The 23,447-nt window shown below is 46.0% G+C and carries 16 protein-coding genes and 1 tRNA gene; 8 read left to right on the forward strand and 9 right to left on the reverse strand.

Annotated features, from left to right (window positions below):
• Positions 1 to 73: 73 nt before the first annotated feature.
• The 4 genes from Q1V85_RS03135 to Q1V85_RS03150 form a co-directional block, all read right to left on the reverse strand.
• Entirely contained in the window at positions 74 to 1,129 is a 1,056-nt protein-coding gene (locus Q1V85_RS03135; RefSeq protein ID WP_300597363.1) for an AAA family ATPase, read from the reverse strand.
• 566 nt (positions 1,130 to 1,695) lie between these two features.
• Positions 1,696 to 2,397 (reverse strand): hypothetical protein, encoded by a 702-nt coding sequence (locus tag Q1V85_RS03140; protein WP_300597365.1) that lies wholly within the window; start codon positions 2,395 to 2,397, stop codon positions 1,696 to 1,698.
• Positions 2,394 to 3,467, reverse strand: a complete 1,074-nt coding sequence (locus Q1V85_RS03145) for a site-specific integrase (RefSeq protein WP_300597367.1) — start codon at positions 3,465 to 3,467, stop codon at positions 2,394 to 2,396. The genes Q1V85_RS03140 and Q1V85_RS03145 overlap by 4 nt, the downstream gene beginning before the upstream one ends.
• A gap of 205 nt (positions 3,468 to 3,672) precedes the next feature.
• Positions 3,673 to 3,756, reverse strand: a tRNA-Leu gene (locus Q1V85_RS03150).
• 256 nt (positions 3,757 to 4,012) lie between these two features.
• Between Q1V85_RS03150 and Q1V85_RS03155 the strand changes: the two genes are divergently transcribed.
• The 4 genes from Q1V85_RS03155 to Q1V85_RS03165 all read left to right on the forward strand — a co-directional run bounded on the left by Q1V85_RS03155 (position 4,013) and on the right by Q1V85_RS03165 (position 7,619).
• Positions 4,013 to 5,221 (forward strand): NAD(P)-dependent oxidoreductase, encoded by a 1,209-nt coding sequence (locus tag Q1V85_RS03155; RefSeq protein WP_300597369.1) that lies wholly within the window; start codon positions 4,013 to 4,015, stop codon positions 5,219 to 5,221.
• Positions 5,222 to 5,480: 259 nt separating this feature from the next.
• Positions 5,481 to 5,597: a type II toxin-antitoxin system HigB family toxin gene (locus Q1V85_RS25150; RefSeq protein ID WP_366913997.1), complete on the forward strand. Its 117-nt coding sequence runs from the start codon at positions 5,481 to 5,483 to the stop codon at positions 5,595 to 5,597.
• A gap of 404 nt (positions 5,598 to 6,001) precedes the next feature.
• Entirely contained in the window at positions 6,002 to 6,832 is an 831-nt protein-coding gene (locus Q1V85_RS03160; RefSeq protein ID WP_300597371.1) for a helix-turn-helix domain-containing protein, read from the forward strand.
• 172 nt (positions 6,833 to 7,004) lie between these two features.
• Entirely contained in the window at positions 7,005 to 7,619 is a 615-nt protein-coding gene (locus Q1V85_RS03165) for a cupin domain-containing protein (protein ID WP_300597373.1), read from the forward strand.
• A 215-nt stretch (positions 7,620 to 7,834) separates the two neighbouring features.
• Here the strand turns inward: Q1V85_RS03165 and Q1V85_RS03170 are convergent, their stop codons facing one another.
• The 5 genes from Q1V85_RS03170 to Q1V85_RS03190 form a co-directional block, all read right to left on the reverse strand.
• On the reverse strand, positions 7,835 to 8,086 hold the full coding sequence (locus tag Q1V85_RS03170; protein WP_300597375.1) for a hypothetical protein: 252 nt from the start codon (positions 8,084 to 8,086) through the stop codon (positions 7,835 to 7,837).
• Between the two features lie 272 nt (positions 8,087 to 8,358).
• Positions 8,359 to 8,931 (reverse strand): basic secretory protein-like protein, encoded by a 573-nt coding sequence (locus Q1V85_RS03175; RefSeq protein WP_300597377.1) that lies wholly within the window; start codon positions 8,929 to 8,931, stop codon positions 8,359 to 8,361.
• Between the two features lie 218 nt (positions 8,932 to 9,149).
• Positions 9,150 to 10,640 carry a hypothetical protein gene (locus Q1V85_RS03180; protein WP_300597379.1) on the reverse strand — a complete coding sequence of 497 codons (1,491 nt, stop codon included), beginning with the start codon at positions 10,638 to 10,640 and terminating at the stop codon, positions 9,150 to 9,152.
• Positions 10,641 to 11,311: 671 nt separating this feature from the next.
• Complete coding sequence (locus Q1V85_RS03185; RefSeq protein ID WP_300597381.1) at positions 11,312 to 13,567, reverse strand: excinuclease ABC subunit UvrA; 2,256 nt, start codon at positions 13,565 to 13,567, stop codon at positions 11,312 to 11,314.
• Positions 13,568 to 14,278: 711 nt separating this feature from the next.
• Entirely contained in the window at positions 14,279 to 15,040 is a 762-nt protein-coding gene (locus Q1V85_RS03190) for a helix-turn-helix transcriptional regulator (protein WP_300597383.1), read from the reverse strand.
• A gap of 1,100 nt (positions 15,041 to 16,140) precedes the next feature.
• On the opposite strand from Q1V85_RS03190, the gene Q1V85_RS03195 reads away from it, so the two are divergent.
• The 4 genes from Q1V85_RS03195 to Q1V85_RS03210 all read left to right on the forward strand — a co-directional run bounded on the left by Q1V85_RS03195 (position 16,141) and on the right by Q1V85_RS03210 (position 23,429).
• The gene (locus Q1V85_RS03195) at positions 16,141 to 16,686 is read left to right on the forward strand and encodes a sigma-70 family RNA polymerase sigma factor (protein WP_300597385.1); all 546 of its coding nucleotides are present in this window, start codon (positions 16,141 to 16,143) and stop codon (positions 16,684 to 16,686) included.
• Positions 16,687 to 16,722: 36 nt separating this feature from the next.
• The gene (locus Q1V85_RS03200; protein WP_300597387.1) at positions 16,723 to 17,865 is read left to right on the forward strand and encodes a FecR domain-containing protein; all 1,143 of its coding nucleotides are present in this window, start codon (positions 16,723 to 16,725) and stop codon (positions 17,863 to 17,865) included.
• 240 nt (positions 17,866 to 18,105) lie between these two features.
• Entirely contained in the window at positions 18,106 to 21,540 is a 3,435-nt protein-coding gene (locus Q1V85_RS03205; RefSeq protein WP_300597389.1) for a TonB-dependent receptor, read from the forward strand.
• A 23-nt stretch (positions 21,541 to 21,563) separates the two neighbouring features.
• Positions 21,564 to 23,429, forward strand: coding sequence for a RagB/SusD family nutrient uptake outer membrane protein (locus Q1V85_RS03210; RefSeq protein WP_300597391.1), 1,866 nt, complete (start codon positions 21,564 to 21,566; stop codon positions 23,427 to 23,429).
• The last annotated feature ends 18 nt before the right edge of the window (positions 23,430 to 23,447 follow it).

Genomic DNA, 23,447 nt, shown 5'->3' on the forward strand with positions numbered 1-23,447 from the left:
AGGTTTAACCTTTCGTTGGTTTGTTGGTTTAGACCATCGAATTGTTAAACCAACGCCCCCGGGCAGAATAAGACTAAAGATCATTGTAATAGTACCGTTTAGTTTGGTTAACGGTGCTGTCATTGTCGTATATTATCAGCTGCGCCTTCCACTCTTTTATCAGGGCTTTGGCCTTGTTGCCCCCGACGCCTAATGCAGCCTTAATATGCAGGACTAGGTCCGCATAACTGCACTCTGTATGCTGGTCAAATATGGAGGCGCAGACATCCTCATGCAGGCCGTCCTGCGCTTCTGTTTTTTTCATTTTTTTATTTTTTTTGATTAAAAGCCGGGGCACGCCCTCTGCGTCCCGGTCAAATGCAAAACCGGTGAAGCTGGGACCGCGGGTAAACTCGGGTGACACCGTTGTTACGTCCTCACCGGCAGCAATCTGCAAAACTGTTTCCGCTTTGTTGGTTACTTCGGCTCCCGCATGTCCACGGGCGTTACCGTCCGCTTTGTTGGTGTGCAACACCAGATTGATATGGCAGCCATGCTGTACGCTTAATGCCATTAGTTTGTTTACAGTTGTGGCGCTTTCTTTCGGATCGTTAAAATCTAACAGCACGTCTCGCAGGCCATCCACAACAACCAACGCTACATTGCTTTCCGCTGCGATGGCCGCTTCAATCATTTGCAGGCGTTCTGCAGCACTAAACTGTCGCAGGTCATAGTATTTAAGGCCGGTACAGTCGGGAGTAATGCGGCTGATTCTCTGCGCCGTTAACGCTGCATAGTAGGCTCCTTGCTCACAGTCAGCGTATATGACAGCGCCGGGGCTATCGCATTGCAAACTGTATCCGATATCATCATTAGCCATCAGAGAGCCTTTTAGCACGGTAGCACAAAGGATAATAGCGCCGCCGCTCTTACCTGCTTTTGCTGCGCCCTTGACAAGGCTAATGCTGCCGCGAGTGAGCATGGGCGTTATTCCCCCTACATCATTAACAGCTATTACCGCTTGTGGTTGGGGCGGCACAACGCCGGGTATAACGAGTGCCGCGTCCAGTTTTCCGGCAAGACTGTTTGCTTTAAACAAGTTGTTTAAACTCATTCCGGGGTGTATTGATATTTTTTTCGATTTTGTCATGAAAAGTCTCTTAGATTTATTCTCGTAACGGTTCTGTGTATGAAAGACAAATGCCGCGGGGTGCGCTTGACGGTTCTTTTCCTTTTGATGATAGAAACGTCCTCAATATCATTACCGCTTTATTTTCTTCTTCATAAGATGAAGCGATTTCTATTTGGATGAAATGTAATTTGCGGCCGCACACTGATTTGAGCTCAAGGTTCGCTTTGGCTTAGATAATAGCCAATCTTCTATTATCTGCCTATCATAAAAGCATGTTTTTCCGGTCGGCTTGCTACAACCCGGGATCATTCCCGCTGCGTTTAATTTGTCGAAATAGGATTCCTCAAATCCGGTCATCTCCAAAATGTGCTCCTTTCTAAGCACTCTAGTGTGTAAGTCCATCGTTCAAAAAATTATTATTTTTAAAAAAACAATAGCGCTATTGATAACGATGTAAAAGTAGTGTGAAGGTCAACAACAATTCAAATGCTTGCAGAAGGGGTACAAGCAATACATTTCCCATGAAACGAAGTACAGTCAAAGGTTTGGGGCCAATAAAAAAACAAGGTACATGTACGGTACACCTAATCCGAAAAATAGTTTTTTATAGGAGGAAAACCGTCTACCTTGTTGCTACAGTGTTTGCGACGAGCATCTTCTTTTGTTTTCGCGAGTGAATTTCTAATATCTTTTGCATACCGACGCTCAGCTACTGTTTGACAATCTTTTATTCTTTTTTTTGATGGTAAAAAATATTCATTAGCAAAGGCGTACTCAATAAATGCAGCAAGTCTTATGTCAGGTATTTGTCCATCGGATCTCTGGCTCCGTTCGAAAAAAAATTTTTCCTCTGCTGCAATATACTGCGACTGTTTGATGGGAATTATTAATTCGAGCCCAGTCACATCTTGTGGCATTTCCAAAGGGCTTCGCGTTCTTTCTAATGCCTGTATCATTTGAGGCGTTACAACACCTACAAGCATTTCCACACATTCATCCTCCGTTATTTCACCTGCTGCAAGCATTGCATAAGCGAGTTCTACAATTTTTGCAGCTTCTATGGTTCCCCCTATTTTAGCCAAAGATCTACTACGGGATCTCAGTTGTTTTTCAGCAAAACGGTCCACTACAAGTTGCGCTATTTTAATAAACGCAAGTCCCTCAATTTGACCACTGTTTTCAAAAATCAAACGGTGATCTTCCAATGCCTCTTTTACCCTTATTGGATTTTCTGTATACGTTCTTAATATAACCCTTAAGAATTCATTCTGCCATCTTATACTCATAGTTCAATATTCAATTTATCAGTCTCTCGGCGTTTCATTTGTTCGGCTGCGTGTATGTATCGCTGCGCATGTTTCACACTTGCCTGAGCGAGTACCTTTGAGATTCCCAGAACATCTGTACCAGACAGGGCCAGATTGGTCCCCGCGCTGTGCCTTAAGTTATGCCAGGTTATTTTTTTCTCAATCTTCGCTCGATCTACCCATGCTTGCAGGGTCTTGTTAGCTCCGTTGGCGGTGGGCAACTCAAATACAAGATCGTTAGGAGCCCCGGGCTCACCCATCAATTTTATTGCAGTGTCGTTTAAAGCTACTGTTATCGATTCTCTTGTTTTAGTTCGAGCATACCTGCGAATATTCCGGTTCTTAAGATCAATATTGTGCCACTTCAGACCCTTAACATCAATCCAGGCCAATCCGGTTACCGCACTAAATAAAGCGGCGGCCCTTATTTGCGGGTTTTGTATCGGTGTCCCTGCCAGGATCTTTAATTCGTCAGCTATTAAAACCTCTTTTTCAGCAGCCTTACCGAAAGGCTTCTTCTCGACAAAATCTAGAGGGTTTTCTTTTATCAGTCTTTTTTTATATGCCGCCTTTATAGCCCTTTTAAAACGGGCATAGTAGGACCCGGGCCCTTCCCCCTTGTGATGGTGATTTAAAAAGTCAATGAAGCTCTCTATAAGCGCCGGGGTAAGCTGCGGGAAGGTAATCTGCAATTTCCTTTCCTCCCTTAAAAACTCATCAAAACGGTTTATAACCCCAGCAACGTTGCGCACATCCTTTTTCTTATAGTTCTCTGCGTACGCTTTAAGCCAGACAATAACAACTGTTCTTTTCCCGGCGTCCGATACCAGGTTATAGCCCCCGGCCTCCAATTCTGCCGCCCGGGCCACCCTGATCGCCTCGGCCTGTTTCATCAGGTCTTTATTGTTCTCCCGGGCAATCGGCGTGCTGGGCTTTTCCAGCCTCAGGTGCGAAAGAAGTTCATACGAACGTTGACCATTGTTATAGATATCGAGCCTCAATGATATTGACCCATCTGCATTTTTTCGTTTTCGTAGCGTTACACTCATTGTATTTTGGTTTCCTTTTACCGGATTTTCACGTCCAAGGTATGAAAAATATAAATACGATGTTCCGTGCATGGAACACAGGCGGAACAAAAATTTGTCAAATCAAAGTATTTTGAAAGGAAACAAAAATCGCTAAAATCAGCTGTAATGCCCGGCAGCACTGCATTTTAGGGCATAAAAAAACCCCTCAAAAAGAGGGGTATTGTGCCCAGAACAGGAATCGAACCTGCACTCCCTTGCGGAAACAAGATTTTGAGTCTAGCGCGTCTACCAATTCCGCCATCTGGGCAAGTACTTCAACAATGTCAAAAGATCCATCCGTATGGCCAAACAGGCGAACGGGGTGCAATATTACAACCTTTCGGTGGAAAACACCGCATTTGCCGCAACATATTTTTTGCCGCTGCCCGGTGTTATTTACAACAACTTTTCTTTGGGAGCAGGATATTGCGCAGAATGGATAATATTTTATTCAGTACTTTCATAACCGGTCAATAAAATTACAATTAAATTGCTGTATTGTTTAACCGGAAAACGGGATAGCCATGAAACCGATAAAAATAGGATTGGTACGGGAGGGCAAAATTCCTACAGACAGCCGGGTGGCACTCACCCCGGCTCAATGCAAATGGCTGCAGGCGCACCGCTCCAATCTCCTGTTTGTGGTGCAACCGGCACCCCTTCGTTGTTATAAGGATGAAGAGTATGAACGGGCAGGGATTGAGATCAGCGAAGACCTGTCCGGCTGCGATATCCTGCTGGGCATTAAAGAGGTTCCGGTAACCGATCTGATCCCCGGCAAAACCTATCTTTTTTTTTCCCATACCAAGAAAAAACAGCCCCATAACCAAAGGCTGCTGCAGGCCATACTGGAAAAGAAGATCACCCTGATCGATTACGAATGCCTGGAACATGAAGACGGAAAGCGGATCATCGGCTTTGGCTTTTTTGCGGGCATCGTAGGAGCGCATAACGGGCTGATGGCCTATGGCAACCGTACAGGGCTTTTTAAGCTGGACCGGGTATACAAACAAAAAAACTTCAAAGAACTCATCCATACCTATTTCGGGTTGCGGCTGCCCAACCTGAAAATTGCCATTACCGGCAGCGGCCGGGTGGCGCATGGCCTGCTGGAGATCATGAACCTGATGGGCGTGCACGAAGTAGAACCGGACGAATACCTGGAACGGCGTTTTAACTACCCGGTATATACGCAGTTAAAAGGGTACGATCTTTATGAGCAAGCTGCCACTGGAAGGTATAACCGGCTGGATTTTCACGAACATCCGCAGCAATACATCAGCCGGTTTGCCCCCTATACCCGGCAGACGGATATTCTACTAAACGGGGTTTACTGGTATGAAGGCGTGCCCCGCTTGTTTGAAGCAGCGGATATTCAGAAAGAAGACTTCATTATTGAAACCATCGCCGATGTTTCGGATGATGAAAACGGATCTGTGCCCATTAATAAAAAAACACAGACCATCGATGATCCCGTCTATGGCATCGACCGGGAAACCGGCGCCCGCACCGCTCCCTATTTAAAGACCTCGATCGATATCATGGCTGTAGGCAATCTTCCCAATGAATTGCCCCGCGATGCCAGCCGCTATTTTGGCGAACAGCTGATCAAATTTGTACTGGACGACCTTACCGGCAACGGTAACCCGGTGCTGAACCGGGCTACCATCGCAACAAATGGCAGCCTTGGAGCACATTATACATATCTTCAGGACTATGCACATGAAGCTTAGGCAGACCAGCGGTGGGTAAAGGGACCGTTGCCCGAATGTATACGAAATAGCGGGTGGCGATTGGAGTGACTGATAATAATAAAGACGTGTATGCAAAAGCCAGGCACTATTTTGAAATAGCAAACAAGATCATTCTAAAACATCCAAAATGCTTGGGCAGCCTGAAAGGAACCCCTGCTAAAATGGTATTATGAAGTGCTGAATAGTGATTGGAGCGGCTTTTCGGATGTTAGAAAAGCTTTAACAGCGTGGATGCCTCGTGGGTAATGACCGGTTTGTATTCAATATTGGCGGCAATAAATACCGGTTAGTAGCCATGATCCACTTTGGCCGGCGTGCCCTGTATATCCGGTTCGTGGGCACCCATAGACAATAAGGCGGAAGCTGAAATGGAAAAGCTGCTGGCAAAAGCTACTGCAAAAGGTGGCTTTGATGCGCTTACCCAAAAGGAGAGCAAACTGCTGGATGAATATACAGAAACTGTTCGGATTTATGAAGAACAGCACTATGTTCTCCCATACCAGAAAGTCTGCAGGGCATTTTACAGCTCAAAATGTACGAGAACCAGTTGAAGCGAAAGGACCTGGCAAAAGTATCATCATAAATTATGAATAATCAATGTTTTGTTGGTTGTAGTATTGTTCCTGTTATGGGTGTTTGATTGTCAATCGACTAAAAAGACTCGCCAAAGCGGTCTTTTTAATGGCATACAATTTGAAAAGTCTGTTTTCTACCACTTGCCAAAAAGATCTTTTCTTAATTTTGAGAAAACAGCGTCGTATGCTCCTGGAAAATATAAAACCATCGCCTGCGTTGGCTGATTTTATCAGTTGTTACAGGATTGCAGAATTTGTATTTTCATCGGAAGAAACCCCTCCTTATAAAGCCTATCCCCCCAGACCCCAGGAATGTCTGCAATTCTTTCCACGGGATTTAGAAAGTGTTTCTTACAACCATACCGTTGATTTTAAAGTTAAATCCGGTTGCGTGATTACCGGCCAGCATACACAGGTAAACTACAGACATATTGGTAAAAATTTTCTTACTGTGCTGGTTGTGTTTAAACCGGGCATGTTATATCGTTTAACGGGCGTGCCTGCAAGTGAGTTGATAAACCATTATTTTGACGCAAAAGATATTTTACAAAAAGAGATCGTTCTGATCAACGAACAGTTACATGATGCCGTATCTTATAAGGAAATGCTTGTCATTATTGAAAAATACCTGCTGACGCTTGTTAACAGGTCAAAACAGCAAACTCATATAGTAAGCGAGATCGCACAACAAATGCTCGACGCTGAGAATAAGGCGCCCATTGATTATTTTATGAAAGAAGCTTGTCTTTGCCGGCGGCAATTTGATCGTAAATTCAGGGAGTGGATGGGAATTAATCCCAAATTATACGGACGCATAGCCCGGTTCGATCAGGCTTTCCGGATGAAGAACCGGTATGTCTATAAAGACTGGCTGACAATTGCTGTGCATTGCGGTTATTATGATTATCAGCATCTCTCAAAAGAATATAAAGATTTTACCGGCCTTACTCCAAATGATTTTCTTTCCCTTGAAACAAAAGCTCCTGAGCGTTTCTTTGGCGATGTTGAAATGTAAATAAAGTCTGGATTTTTTGCGCCGTGAAATACAAATTGGAATTAGATGCTCCTGAACGCAGCTTCGGTTTTTCATATATCACCTGAAATGTCACTTTTTTACCACTATAGCTTAAACAGATGTAAGTAAGTTTGTTTGTAAACAGCTTATTTACTACCTAAAAAGTTATAGTATGAAACGTAGAACCTTTCTTTCCGCAGGTGCAGCAGGTTTTTCAATGTTAAACCTTCCTGGCTTTATATCTGCACAAAACAGTGACCCTCAAACGCCCCTGGCGCCCTTTTACGTTCCGCCGCGGGAGGCGCTTAAACCAGGTGCCGGTAACGTAGACATTCGCACCATTATACAGGGCAATAAGACGCATAAGCAGTTTTCAAATGTTGAGGTTTCCCTGGCCCCAAAGCAAATGGGTCCATCACCTCACCTGCACAAAGATTTAGATGAGTTAATGTATGTTCTGGAGGGTACAGCCACCGTACTTATAGGAGAAAAGATATACGAGGTGGAAGCTGGCGGATGGAACTTTCGGCCAAGCCGCATTGTCCATTCTTTTTGGAATGCCTCGGATAAGCCCTTAAGATTTATTGATTGTTTTTTCAATCAGAATTTTGAAGATTATCTGGAGGAATTATTCCATAAGATTATTCCTGACATGGTAAAAGGCAATCTGACTCCTGCCACACCTGCTATTGCTGGCAGAATAGCTGCTCTTGATAAAAAATTTGGGGTAACCTGGTTTCACGATCAACGGAAGGCGATCATTGACAAATATCAATTGCGTGACTAAAAAGGATTACAAATAGTTCGCCACTCAATATTTAGAAATGTCATTCGATTACCGGCGGTTATTTGCAGAATAGGCTTTGCTGCAATTAGATCCATATTTTTGTTGGAGCTTATTTGTTTAAAGTGACTATAGGCTCCCTGTTTTAAAAGCATTTCCTTTGTGTACAATAGTAACAGTACGGGGAGCATTGATGATTCGCCGGATGACCGGAAGGGTTATTGCCGCACCGCCTGTATATGTTTCAATACCTCACCGATATGTGCGATCAGCTCCGTTTCTGTTGCGGGTACCGTTTCTGCCATTGGTGTTATGGCCCGGAGGTTTCCTGCATCATCCCGTTCAAAGATCACTTCCCGGCCGTTTACTTTAACATAAAACGTATAATCATAGGCAAAGGTTACCAGCCGGCCATTAAACAGCAGTGCTTCATTCTTGTACGTTACAGGTAGTTCAAAATAATGTTCCATTAGTTCTGTTGTCTGATTACAAATATAAGGAAGGCCAACTTTAGAAACCCTCGTTATTTATGCACCGTTTTTTGTTGAAGGTCTATAGCAAAAAGCATCTTGTCCTGTGTGATCGTCTCCATGTTTTTGAATTTGAGAACTGTGGCGGTTGCATGGTTGCGACTTGCACCTATTTCTATGGATCTTTATGCTTATAAACGAATGCACCAGGCTTTCATGACGGTGAACGTTCTATGATTAAAAAGACTGTTGAAATAGGATAGCCGGATTATTCAATCGGAGGCTATCCTGTGAGTATTGTTTTTACTATATAGGGTCCATAATTGTTCAATTGTTTTGTTGGTATGATCGGCGAAGTAAGTCTGTTTTTTATAAGTGCCGGATAAGCAGGCTTTGTGAAGCGAGCGGGTGAAACCAGGATACTGCGTATCCAGCCAGATCAGGAATTTTGCTGTATGCTGGTACCCGCTATACCAGTATACGTCGCTACGGGGCGTATGATTGAAACTGTCGCTGCGCCAGGCCAGGGAGGTTGCGCCGTAGTAATAATTCCCGTAATCGGCGATCCCTTCAATAAGCCATTTTTCAACATTGTTATGGTAAAGCAGTACCTGGTGCATCAGTTCATGACAGAACGTTTCCTGTAATTGCTCCGGATGATAACGCAGATAACCGGAATACAGATCAATCCTGGCGCGGGTGGAGCTGCCCGGGCCTGGTGCTCCGGTGTCGCTTATAACAACTACAGTGATCGTATCGGGCGCATTGGGGTTGAACTGTTCGCGAAATTTGGGGTACCGGTCAAAAAAAGTAGCCACCAGCCTGCGGCGTGAAAGTGTATCCAACACTGCCGGATTTCGTATTTGTAAACAAAGCCCATTGCTCTTGAACACTTCCTGCTTTTTGACTGCATTTTTTTTGTGACAGGAGTGATTGAGAAGCGCCATGCATAACCAACATACATAGCACAGCACCTGGATATCCTCAAGCCGGATTTTTGGCATTTATTTAGCTTTATTTTTGTTAATAGCCGCAAGCATGAAGTTGCTGGCGGCTATTGCAGTTACTCACTTTCATTGTGTATGGAAATGACTTTCGAAAAATCTTTCTTTCCATTTTTATCTACCTGGGCAATCCGTATATAATACTTATTGTTAAAAGTCTGATCCATTTCGGGGTTTGCTTTTTTCTGGCAGCTTATTCCTGTTGTGCCTGCTAAAAGAAATACTATACCGGGGAACCATATATGACTGGTTTTTTTTTGACCTGGTACAAAAAATGAAAATGCGAGTAGTAAAGTAAACAAGCCGCTTCCCCAGCCATACATCCCGGTCATTCCGGGCTGATCCTTTATCGTATAGCTGAAATTGTAATGCAGCGGTGCGCCCGAGGTCCCGTTAGGTGCTTTCGAATATACTCTGTCTCCAATAATATTGAAGTCTGTTCCATTGCGAGCAGCCTGAACTTCAAAATAGTTATTATCCGTTTCTGTTTCGGAAATCCAGTTCAGTTCAACCTGGCTCCCCATGAGCCGGCCTTCAATGTTGCCAAATTTTACGGGTAGTGGAACATCAAAAATATTGGTAGCTAAATCCCCGGCGTAAAAAGAATACATGTCATTATCTGAATTGGTTTGCAGATCAGTTGTGCTGGTATGAGTAATAACCAGGTTGTTTCCACTTGGGGCCAGTTCCCAAACATACTGACCAAAACTATGTTCTTCCGGAGATTCGGTGGCCTGTACCAAAAGCCTACCGGTGGCTGTTAAGGCCAATCCTGCAAGCAGGGATTCACCGGCAGGGTAGTTGTAGTAAGGCACACCATAGGGAGACCCGGTTACCGGTGTTCCGTCGGCGCGGGTGATTTGCCCGAGTCGCTGCATACTAACGGTTGTGCCGGTGGCCAGATCCGCTAATTGCGCCGCTGTTAGCTTGTAGATATAATACGTTACATCGTCTAAAGTGGTGGCATAGGAATACCAGCTGGCGGGGCTGCCGTTAGCCACTAACAGGTACATGTTATCGTTATTGTCGAAACAAATGTCCTGTACCGTTGCATAGCGCAGATCGCGGGCCTGTATGTTCCCATTTGAAGCGAAGCCGGATACATTTCCGCTTCCGTTGGTTTGGAATGAATAGGCCTGAACCATAAAACCCGTGGTATTAAAATCTGCGTCATACTCCGGGGTATTGGTCAGAAACCAGGCCTTGTCAGATCTGTCCACGGCCATTGCCGGACCGTCATAGGCATTGGTTCCCAAATCTGTAGCAACCAACTGGCTGGTACCCGGCTGATACCCCCCGCTGGTGTTGGTTGAGTAAACATTAAATCCGTTATAGGTTTCATTTGGGGTTATATAATAAAGATAATTAGCCGTGTTTACACCAAGCGCCAACGCACCCGCATTATCGTCGGGTATTTTATTATAGGCATTGGGGCCGCTTACGGAGCCGGTTGTATGATCTAAATCGTAAAGCTCATACCCGTAGGTGGTGTTATCGCCGGAAGCTAGCATCTTTTGATTTGCGGACCTTAGGGCTCCTTCATTTTTCATAGTTAAAAAATGCAGCTTATCCCGTTGTGTGTAACCAGCAACGCTAACGAGCAGTATAGATATCAGCAGGAATTTTTTGAGTGCCATTTGGTGAAATTGTAGGATTTAGAAAATGGGGTCAAATATCGTTTGTAAGGTACGCTGCGGGCCAGGTAGATAACTTATGAAAAACCGTACAATGATTTCGAATATTATCACTTTTCCGGTCTTCCGGCTCTGGCACTTATCCAAACCATCCGCCGCCACTCCGCTTATCCCGAACTTCGCATATGCGTCGGGTTAAAAGAAGTTTTATGCCATACAATGTGGCACGAATAGGCCTTTGGGATCCAAAGGATCTGATTTTTAGATAGCAAGAAGGCGCAGTGCGGCGGGAATCTTTTGGGCGACGGTGTATATTACCGGTGCGCTGCACCTCTGTTCATTCCTGTGTTCGTTGCTAATAATAGCAACGCTGCGCTGCAGCTTTGAGCTTTAAGTTCAATTAAACCCCGTACATATGCGAACCTTCGGGATCCTTTTCGCTGCCATCGACAAGTGTTGCAGCGCTTCTTTTATATTTTTCAAAAGTGATCATCAGCGTAAAAAAGCAGCGCAGTAAGTGTTGTACAATCAGCAGGCAGCTAGCACTTCGATCTTCTCTTTTCGTAAAAGGAAAAGTGCTGCTTGTATCAGGCTTCCATGGCGGCTTTTAAGAAAACACCGGTATGCGATGCCGGAAAAGCAATGAGGGCTTCCGGCCGGCCTTCAAAAATCACCTGACCTCCTTTATGCCCGCCCTCCGGTCCCATATCGATGATCCAGTCTGCATTTTTTATCACCTCCAGGTTATGCTCAATCACAATCACCGTATTGCCCTTGTTTACCAATCCTTCCATTAGTTCAATTAAACGTCCTACGTCCGACAGATGCAGTCCTGTAGTAGGCTCATCCATCACATAGATGCTGCCCTTCTTGTGCAATTCGCTGGCCAGCTTAATGCGCTGGCACTCGCCACCGGATAAGGTGCTCAGGGGCTGGCCCAGTGTCAGGTATTCCAGTCCTACCTCGATCATGGTGTCCAGCTTTTTGCGGATGTCTTTTGCCGTAAAAAAGCTGCCGGCTTCACGTACGGTCATTTCCAGCACATCGGAAATGGATTTGCCGTTCAGCCGGTAAGTCAATACCTCCTCTTTATACCGCCGGCCCTCACATACCTCGCAACGCGTTTTTACACCTTCAAGGAAGGCCAGGTCTGTGTAAATTACCCCCGTTCCCTGGCAATTTTCACAGGCTCCTTTAGAATTGAAGGAAAACAGGGAGGCGTCTACATTATTGGCCACGGCAAATGCCTTCCGTATCAGGTCCATGGTACCTGTATAAGTAGCCGGGTTAGAGCGGGTGGAAGTGCCTACAGCCGATTGATCAATGACAACGGCCTGCGGATATGCGTTAAGAAATGCATGATGGATCAATGAGCTCTTTCCGGATCCTGCCACACCGGTCACAACGGTTAATACGCCTTCGGGAATGTTCACATCCACCCCCTGCAGGTTATTGACGCGCGCACCTATCACCGGTAATTGCCCGCGCGGTGTTCTGCTGTCCGTCTTCAGCGGCAGGCTATGCCGCAGGTATTTCCCGGTAAGCGTATCCGTATGCAGCAGGCCCTCCAGCGCACCCGCGTACATGATCTGTCCGCCATTTGTTCCGGCATTCGGCCCTACGTCTATAACGTGATCCGCAATACGGATCACATCCGGATCGTGTTCTACAACAATCACGGTATTGCCCTTATCCCGTAGTTTTTGCAACAGGCCGTTTAGCCGGTATACATCCCTCGGGTGCAGCCCAATGCTGGGTTCATCAAAAATATAGAGCACATCGATCAAACTGCTGCCCAGGTGTTTTACCATTTTGACCCGTTGCGATTCCCCGCCGGAAAGCGTATCCGTTTCCCGGTTCAGGCTCAGGTACCCGAGTCCCATATCCACCAGGTGCTGCAGCCGCTCGGTTAATGTACGGATCATCGGGGCGGCTACGGGGTCATTGATCGCTTTTAAAAAAGGGATCAGTTCTGCTACTTCCATGGCCGACAGTGCCGCGATGTTCTTCCCGTTGATCTCCGCGGAAAGCGCCGCTGCGTTCAGCCGGGCACCTCCGCAGGCAGAACAACGCTGCTCCTGCAGGTAGGGCATGATCGTTTTTTGTTTACGCTCGGAAAGCGTTTTTATATCGCGCCGGATATAGGCCCGCTCAAATTTCTCAACCAGCCCCATGTAGGTTACATTCATATCGCTGTTGCCAAACTTCATCTTGAACTTCCGCGGGCCGCTGTACAGCAGCAGGTCCATTTCTTCCCTGGTGTAATCGGCCAGTTTTTTATCCACATCAAAAAAGCCGCTGTGTGTGTACATGTCCTTTTCCCAGGAAACCAGCCCGGGAGCCTGTATGGCTCCTTCCCGCAGCGATTTTGAAGGGTCTATAAATTTTGAGGCATCAAAGCCCAGTTTGCGGCCGCGACCATTACACTCCGGGCACATGCCCTGCGGATCATTGAAGGAAAAAGCATTGGCGTAGCCTACCCAGGGTTTGCCCACACGCGAAAATAATACACGCAATACCGGGGAGATATCCGTGATGGTTCCCATGGTGGAATGGGACCCGCCACCCAGGCGCTTCTGGTCAACCACTACCGCCATTCCCAGTTTTTCAATGGCATCCGCATCCGGTTGCGGAAATTTGGGAAGCAGGCTTCGGATAAACATGCTGAAATTCTCATACAACTGCCGCTGGGCTTCGGTGGCAATGGTATCAAAAACGATGGACGATTTACCGGATCCGGATACGCCTGTAAAAATATTGATCTTCCGCTTGGGCAGCCGGAGGTCTACGTTTTTCAGATTATTTTCCCGCGCACCGCGGATTTCGATGTATTCCTGCGTCATGGATGGAGCTGTTTTTTGGGGAGATGCAAATTATAGAAAATAATTAGTTCCGGCGGCTTAAAAGCGGATAAACATTTTTATTGTTCAGTAATCAACAGCATGTTGTTTTAAATAGAAATCCGTCATTGCTGTTGACGCTTTATGAAAACTGCTAACCTGATAATCTCCGCATTAACATAGCAGCAGGTATCCATTTATGTCTGCTGAAACTTTATGACGATAAGGATCATTTGGTGGACAGCGAAAGAGCAAAGACGCATGTGCAATATGGTAAAATCAGCAGCAACTATTACATATGAAAAAAGCCGCACGTTGAAACGCGCGGCTTTAAACCAAAACTAACTGCTTATGAGAAAATCTTTATCTGAATATTCTATTGTTGTAATTATGTAATGAATAACGCCGTTGCTTCTGTAAAGTTTTGCTACCAATTGGTCTTAACGGATTTTTAACCTTTATCGCATGTTTTTTTGTTCCGATCATAAAGCCTTGGCATCGCGAAAGACTGGAGAACATCTGTCTATAGGCTTTGATTTAGAAGACGGTTGAACGGCATTGATCAACAAAATAAAATAAGCGGCACGGCTGTGGACCGGAGATTAACGGGCATCTACCAGGAGGCTGTTTCTACATGGGCCAGTCCTTTTTGTTTGTTAACCGTTGTATCTGAAAACCAATAAACGTTAACGGGGTGACCAGGAAGGGGTGGCCTTAAATCAATGCCAGATCAATGGCAACCGCCGTGGCTTCCGTAATATTCTTTACACCCAGCTTTACAAAAAGGTTCTTTTTATGAAATTTGACGGTATCGATGCTTACATAAATTTTAGAAGCAATCTGCTCCATGGTAAATCCCTGAACGGAATAAATAAGGATCTCCCGCTCCCGCCTGTTCAACTGGATGTTGGGCATTTCTTCCCATTCATTGGTTGCAAGATTGAATTCAAAACTTTTTTTCAATTCTTTACTTTTAAACCGGATATGGCCCGATTCTGTATGCGAGGAAAGGGATACCAGGCAAAGCGCGATCCAGGGATTGGCGTGTTGATCTAAAAGCAGCGGCTTTAATTTATGATTGATCAGCAACAGGCTGCCGGTGGGTTGCTTCAGATGAAAATCGTAGGAGATGGAAAATTTAAGCCGGTCTTCCTGCGGCAGGGTTTTAAAAAAAGCAAATCCCGCTTCATTAACTTTTAAAAGTAACTCCAGGTCTTCCTGCGGAACATGTTTCAGGTAATACAGGTACCCGTCTTCCTGTACCTGTTTGGGGGTGTTTCCGCAAAGAAAGATCGGATTGTCGGATACATAAATAAACCCCCTCTTGTAATAATCTACGAGGTAAACGCTTTGGTAGGTAATCTGGCTTACCGATTTCGCAAAGTTGATCAGGGGAAGTACTTGCTCATAATCTCTGTCTGCAAGATCATCGTCAAAACGGATCGGCCTGAAAAAATCCTGAACATCTATGCTCATGGGTACAATCGTTGGTCTAAGAAAAACAATAAAGGTTCCGGTTCCTTACGGGGCCGTTTAGTTTCCTTTATGAAAGATAATTAAAAATGCTGAGAACAGAAGCAGCGCAATGACAATGGAGTATCCCGGTATTTGAAACTGCTTTAATCCATGTTCCTACACATTTGTGTAGGGGTGTGAATGTGTATTGTTTGATATGCCCCCACTTATGTGTAGTTTTTCCAAAAATACAGTGGGTTTTGAACCCGGGAATACAATTTCATGTTAGCTTTATAGTATGATATGACCTTTTGATGAAAAACGTTTGATGGATCTGCCTTTAAACGCTCTTGTTGCATTTTTTTTTCGTTTGGCCTTTGACGATATAAAAGTGCACAATCCGTTCCTAAGTAGAGGATGGCGTTGCTGCTTATTCCGGAGTTATTTGAATGCCGTTGCTACCTATGGAACACTACCATCTTACCTGGTAAGTTAAAAGGTGCATGTATGGCCATGAATTGGAATTGTTTTTAATCGGAAACAGGTCTGTTTTATGGGCTTTGCTCTTTTGAACCTGCATCCACCGCGTAAGGGGCATTGGCCGCTGAGAAAAAGTGCTCCGGAGGAATAATAAAAACCGGCTAAAAATACCCTAAAATGGGTATTTTTTGAACGGGGGTAGTACGATTAACTTTGCATCATCAAAAGCGGCTTCGGGTATTTTCCCGGGGAAAGACCACCCGCTTACGGACGGTTTTACCAACACCGTCTTCCGACTTCAGTACATATACATTGTAAATAAAATGCCAAAACCCCGGTATCCCCAGGGATACCGTCGGCTCTATACCTGAAGGTATGGCCAGGCGGGTACTGCTTCCGGCCTCCCACCGTGATACGGTGTTTTAAACAGCACCGGTATATCAGTGAAAACGATTGCACTACCAGACATCCGTTTTGGATGAGATCTTATGATTATATTTGGGGAGAACAGCTTGTAAAACCGTACCCGGGCCTTACTGAAACAGCGCAACAGTATAAAGACTGATGGCATCAGTGTCATACGAAAAGCGGAAGGTGCAGGCAGCTGATCTCCGGTTCGTTAGATTAAACCAATGTGCTTTATGTCGCAGCAGCAGGACATTTTATTGATTGCCCGTTTAAAAGAGAACGACAGTGCTGCGTTTGACGAACTGTATTTAAAATACTTTAAGGTCCTTTGTGCCAATGCCTTTTTGTATTTGAAAAACGAAAATGAAGCCAAGGACCTGGTGCAAACATTATTCCTGGATATATGGGAGAAAAAATTATACGAGCATTTTCATAAAGAGGTGAAGGGGTATCTTTTCCTGGCAGTGAAAAACCGGTGCCTGAATTTTATAAAGGGACGGAAGGTAAAAGATGCGCGGGCGGAATCGTTTAACCGGTTCCTGGATGAACAGCTTCAGAAGCCGGAAGACCCCGATGCGGTTTCTGACCACCAGGACCGGCTGGAAGTCCTGTTGTCAGAAATGAAAGGACAAAAAAAGGCGGCGCTGACCATGGTGTACTTTAAAGAGAAAAAGTACAGTGAGGCAGCGGAGGAAATGGGAATTGGCGTTAATTCCCTGAAAACGCACTTAAAAAGTGCATTAAAGACATTAAGATTAGGAATGATCGGAAAAAAATAATTAACCCGGTTTGGGTTTTTGTTGTATTTATTGAGCATGACCATTGATTATGATAAAATAGTGGTACTCTACCTCGAGCATCTGACAGGAACCATCAGTCCTGAAGATGCCCTGCTGCTCCGTCAGCAGCTTCAAACAGACGGAGCCGTTAAAAGGATATGGGAACAATTGGAACAGGAAGGGCAGGCCCCCGAAATGCAGCAGTTCCTGAAAGACCTGGATCCGGAAGCAGAGCTGCAGACCTTAAAAGAACAGATGCGGCCGTTGGTGCCGGTAAAAGCTACCCGCACCCGTAATATAAGATGGATGATTTCAGCGGCGGCAGCGCTGCTGGTACTTGTGTTTACCGCATATTTTTTATGGAAAGACAAAAAGATCACCGATAGGGGAACTATTGCCTCCCTGATCCGTGGAAACCGGGGGGCGGTTAGCCTCCGGTTGGGATCCGGTGAATCGATCGATTTAAACCGGTCTCCAAAAGAACTAACGATGGGACAAACGGTGCTAAACGTGGATTCCAACAGTCTTGATTTTCACTCGGCAGATACGGCTTCCAACCTGCTTACGATCCCCAGGGGCGAAAATTATACACTGCATTTGTCGGATGGAACTACAGTAACCTTAAATGCAGATTCCAGGCTCCGGTTCCCTTTCCGTTTCTGGGGGCAAACCCGGGATGTTTACCTGGAGGGCGAGGCGTATTTTAAAGTGGCCAAAGACAGCAAACACCCGTTTATCGTGCATACTGCTCTTACCGAAGTAGAAGTAGTGGGTACGGAGTTTAATGTAAATACTTATAAGGCCGGAACGGTTGCAACGGCCTTGATCGAAGGAAAAGTGCTTACGGGAACGCCCGGAGGAACGGCACAGCCGTTACTACCCGGGCATGCCGCTGTGTACAATGCATCCAGCGGATTTAAAATTGAACCGATTGATACGGACGACGTGGTGGCGTGGATGAAAGGCGTCTGTTATTTTCACGACCTGCCGTTCCATGAGCTGATCACTATGATGTCGCGCGCCTATGGGGTAACCATATCTGTAGATAAGGCTGCACTTTCGGGGGAATCCGTATCCGGTGTAATGGATAAGAACAATCTTCCGGAGCTGCTGGATGATCTTAAGACCTCACTGGGTATTAAGTATTATTATTCAGGCCAGACACTGCATCTTTATTAGGGTTTATGCCGGCGTTTCCCCGGGAAACAGCTTTAAAGAGCGCTGAAATCCTTTTGAACAAGGGGGCGGGCTGCCAGCATTCAGCTTAAACCCGGAAGCTCCGGAAATAGCATCTGCCAGGTATTTTCTATACTTTAAAAAAAAACGTTTACCCGATTCACCCGTTTTTTCAGTTTTTTGTATTCATACAAAAGGAGTGCTTGTCATCCTCCTGTTTCATTCATCGAATTAAAATGTTTTATGGGTAAACTACACATCAAAAGTAAGGTGTTGCGCAGTACAATGCTGCGATTGCTTTGCTGTTGCTGCCTTTGGCTGCTAGCTGTTTCCAACAGCCTTGCACAATCGGGGGAGGCGCAGCCATCTGTTACGGTACGATTGCAAAGTGCCACTTTTTACCAGGTATTTCAATCGGTCAAAAAACAAACCGGCTACGTTTTCTTTTACAGCAACCAGGTGCTGAATGATAAAGAAAAAGTAAGCGTTAATTTTCAAAACGCACGCCTGGAAACGGTGCTGGATTACCTGTTTCGCGACAGGGATATTACTTACCTGGTACGCGGAAAGAAAATATTATTAAGCCGTAAACCGGAAATGGCGCCGGCAAAAAAGGAGCCGGTACCGGAGCAAAGGATCATGCATCAAAAAGATACCGATCTGGTAAGGGGGATGGTAATTGATGTGGACGGTGCACCCATTTCCGGGGCTACTGTTGTCCGGAAAGGCAACGCAACAATGGGCACCGCAACCGACGATATGGGCGTATTCCTGGTAGATGCCCGCCCCGGTGATGTACTGGAAGTGTCGATGGTGGGCATGAACCCGCAGGAAGTAGTGATCCCCAACAAAGGCATTGTAAAAGTTACGCTAACAGTAAAGACCGACGCTATGAAAGACGTAGTGGTAACCGGCTACGGGAAACAGTCAAAGATAACGGTTACCGGGGCTGTTTCATCTGTAAATATGAACGACATGCGTACTCCGGTGCCCAATCTGACCAATGCCCTGGCAGGAAAAGTGGCCGGTGTCATCTCCGTACAATCGAGCGGGGAACCGGGGTATGATAATCCCACTTTTACCATTCGCGGTATCGGAAGTTTTACCGGCAATGTTTCCCCGCTGATCATTGTAGACGGTGTGCAGCGCGATGATGTAAACGGTTCGTACGGCGGCGCTTTCAATAATATAGACCCTGAGGATGTATCCAGCATCAGTCTGCTGAAAGATGCTTCTGCTACCGCTATGTACGGAGCAAAGGGCGCTAATGGAGTGCTGATCATCACTACAAAAAGAGGTGTTGCCGGCAAGCCCCGGATCTCCCTGAAAGCGGAAACGGGGCTGACGGGTTTTGCCTTCAGGCCGGAGATGCTGGATGGCATCAGCTATATGGAGCTTTATAATGAAGCGCGGAGAAATATGGGACTTACCGAAGTGTATACCCGGGACCAGATCCAGAAAACCGCCAGCGGGCTCGATCCCTATATCTATCCCAATGTGAACTGGATGGATGAAGTATATAAAAAACATTCCTCGCTTACGAATGTGAACTTAAATGTAACAGGCGGCGGCGAGAACGTGCGTTATTTTGTATCGGGTTCATTCTATGACCAGGAAGGGCCCTACAAGGTGCACAGCGTTAATAATTACAACCCGAACCTTTCTTTTAAAAGGTACGACTTCAGAACCAACCTGGACATTAATGTAACGCCCTCCACACTGATGCAGCTGAACCTGGATGCCATGCTGGTGAATCAGCGGTTTCCCGGTATTTCAGCGGGCAATATCTGGTACCTTACTTTTGCCACCACACCGGTAGGATTTCCTATCCAATATCCCGATGGCAAATGGGCGGGCCCAAGAGATGGCAATAACCCATTGAACGAAGTACAGAATAATGGTTATTCGAAAGAGTTTCACCCCACGGTGCAATCCGTATTTACCGTTACACAAAAATTAGACGCTATTACGAAAGGATTATCTGCCTACGGTCGTTTTGCGTTTGACAGTTACGGCGAGTTTGATAACCGCCGCACGGGAACAAATGACCTGTACCAGGCCCTGGGGCGGGATGAGAATGGTAACCTGATCTATAACCAGAACCGGGTAGGACAGCAGTTCCTCAACTACTCCCAGGAGGCGAAAGGCGACCGTACGATGTACCTGGAGGCCAATATCAATTACGACCGGTCATTTGGCCCGCACCGGTTTGGCGGCATGGTGCTGTATAACATGCGCAACCATCTTGTAAGTACGGCTGGTACGGCGATTGGTTCTATCCCGTATAAAAATCAGAGCATTGCCGGTCGCATCAATTACGGATACCTGGATAAATACCTGCTGGAATTGAATGCCGGCTATACCGGTTCAGAGAATTTTGAGCCCGGTAAACGGTTCGGCTTTTTTCCTTCCGTATCGGGCGGCTGGGTAGTGTCTAAAGAAAAATTCTTTGAGGGCGTTTCGGATGCCTTCTCACTTTTAAAATTCAGGGCATCCTATGGTGTGGTGGGGAATGATAATATTGGCGGTACTGGTGCCCGTTTCCCCTACTTTACCCAAATGGACGGCAGCCGCGGTACCGGTTTTGGGTTGAACGGCGGAGTGGCAGGCGGAATTTCAGAAAGCGTCATCGGTATTCAGAACCTGACCTGGGAACGCTCTTATAAAACCAACCTGGGGATTGAGCTGGGCTTATTTAAGAAGATCAATATCACGGCCGACTATTTTGTAGATCACCGGAAAAATATACTGGTAGAGCGAAAGACAGTAGCGGATATAGCCGGGTATTTTGGATCCCTGGTATATGCAAATCTGGGAGAGGCAAGAAACAGGGGCGTAGATGGAAATATTGAATATAATGACCAGTTCGGTAATGTGGGACTGCGCCTGTACGGTAATTTTACCTACGCCGTTAATAAAAAAATATATGCGGATGAACCGGCCCGTCAGAATGCCTACCAGGTAGGAGCCGGTCACATGTTTGAAGAATTTAGGGGTTATGTTGCCGATGGGCTATTTGTAGATCAAAACGATATCAAGAGTCGTCCAGTGCAGCAATTTGGCGTGGTAGCGCCGGGCGATATCCGTTATAAAGATCTGAACGGCGATAACGTGATCGATGCCAATGACTGGACCTACCTGGGTAAATCCTGGTTCCCCAAATGGTTGTATGGTACCGGCTTTACCGTAAGCTATCACAATTTTGATCTGTCTGCCTTATTCCAGGGCATTGCAGATGTAGGGATAATGGCTAATGGATACATGATTGACGGGCGGCTTGGTGCCCCGGGTGTAGGCCCGATCCCTTTTTCAGGCATGGGGCAATATCCGAACAACTCTTTAAGTGTGATCAAGGACCGCTGGACACCAGATAATCCCCGGCAGGATGCAGCCTACCCCCGCCTGACCATTGCCGGTACCGGGGATAATAATTATCTTAATAGTTCCTGGTGGCTGAAGGACGGTTCCTATCTCCGTTTAAAGCAGGCTTCTGTTGGTTATAATTTTTCTTCCAATAAGATGAAACAGATCGGTCTTAGCTCCCTCTATGTATATGTAGGCGGACAAAACCTGTTTACCTTTTCCAAGTTTAAAATATGGGACCCCGAGCTGGGATCCAACGGCGCCAAATACCCGATCACAAAAATGGGCACTTTTGGGATCAGGGCGTTGTTTTAAATCACTCTTAATCTGAATCTACCATGAATAAGTTTTTTTTATACCTCTTTTTTATTTGCTGTACGGCAATCCTGCTGGGGAGCTGTGCAAAATACCTGGATGAAAAGCCGGATAACCTGCTGACCTCCGATCTGATCTGGCAAAAAAGATCCACAACAGAATCTTATCTGAATCAGGTATACAGCCGTGTGATCCTGCAGCCGGACGACTATACAACGCTGGGGGGCAGCGATGAAACCTCCTGCAGCCTGCCCAACGTTGATATCCGTAAAATGGTAACGGGCAACTGGAGCGTGCAAAGCAATTACTGGAATTACTGGCCCACTTATTATGCGGGCATCCGTCAGTCCATTGTGTTTGATCAGCATATTGACAAGGTGCCGTCTGAAGAGCTCAGCGATGTGTTAAAACAACAATATAAAAGTGAGGCCCTGTTTTTAAGAGGGTGGTTTTACTGGCGTTTGCTGCGCCAGTATGGCCCCTTTGTATTGTTAAGAGGTACATTGGGCCTGGATGAAAACTATAGTCAGTATACCCGTGCGCCTTTTGATTCCTGTGTGGCCGAGATCAACCGTTTAATGGACCGGGCCGCAGCGGGGCTTCCGGCAGCATGGGCCAGTACTTCCAATTATGGAAGGGCCACCAAGGGTGCCTGTTGGGCCGTAAAGGCACAGCTGGCCTTACTGGCAGCAAGCCCGTTGTGGAATGGCAACCCGATGTTTGCCGGTTTTAAGAATCATGACGGCACGGCCCTTGCTCCTCTGGCATATGATGCCGCCAAATGGAAAGTGGCTGCAGACGCGGCAAAAGCGGTAATCGATCTGGATGCCTATAAAATATACCGGAACACGGATGACGGGGATGGCAATTTTGATCCGTTGGTCTCTTACCGCAATGTATTTGTTTCTAACTGGAACAAGGAGATCATTTTTTCATCCAACCTGGCCGGGCATGAATGGATATGGGGCATGGAAGTACGGTGCGCTCCGGGGCCTGCCGGCTTCAATATGCAATGTGCTACACAAAACGTAGTAGATGCTTTTTATATGCGCAATGGCCGTACCATCGATGATCCCGGCTCTGGTTATACAGAACAGGGGCTTGTTCAGCAAGATGATCCTGCTCAGTGGGGCACTGCAAAAGATGGGGTGAATCGAGGTTATGTGAAAGGCAATAGTAATATGTATGCAGGACGTGAGGCCCGGTTTTACGCATCAGTCATGTACAACGGTAAGCCGGCTGTGGCTGCGCCAACGACGGATGACCGCAACTTTTTTTCTTCAACACAAAATACAGACGGACGCGGGAGAACAGAATTTTATTACTCCGGGAAATCAGGTGCCCCGATCACTAACCGCCCGGATATGACGGGCTACCTGGTACAGAAATATGTAAGCCCCGCCAGTAATATCCGCAACAGCCAGGTTTCGTACCGCCCGTATATCCATATGCGGTATGCCGAAATACTGCTGGATTATATTGAAGCACTGAACGAATACGATCCGGGCAATCCCGATATTTTAAAATACCTGAATGCGATTTGGTCAAGAGCCGGTTTGCCGGCATTTGAAACGGTTTACCCCGCTTCTGTGGGCAACCAGGAGGCCATGCGTAAAACAATATTACGGGAACGGCAAATAGAATTGTGTTTTGAAGGAGACCGCTACTTTACACTCGTACGCCGGCTGATGATGAACGATCCTAAACAACTGGCCATTTACCGGATGAATGTAAATGCCAATGATAACAACCAGGGTTTCGGGTTTACGGATTTTTATAACCGTAATTTATTCGAAACCCGGTACTGGGCCAATAAAATGTATTTGTTTCCTATTTCACAAACGGAGATGGATAATGCCAAAGGATTGGTGCAGAATCCGGGATGGTAATCCTGACTTTTAAATGCA

It is taken from the genome of Niabella sp. (assembly GCF_030150205.1).
Classification (GTDB): Bacteria; Bacteroidota; Bacteroidia; order Chitinophagales; family Chitinophagaceae; genus Niabella.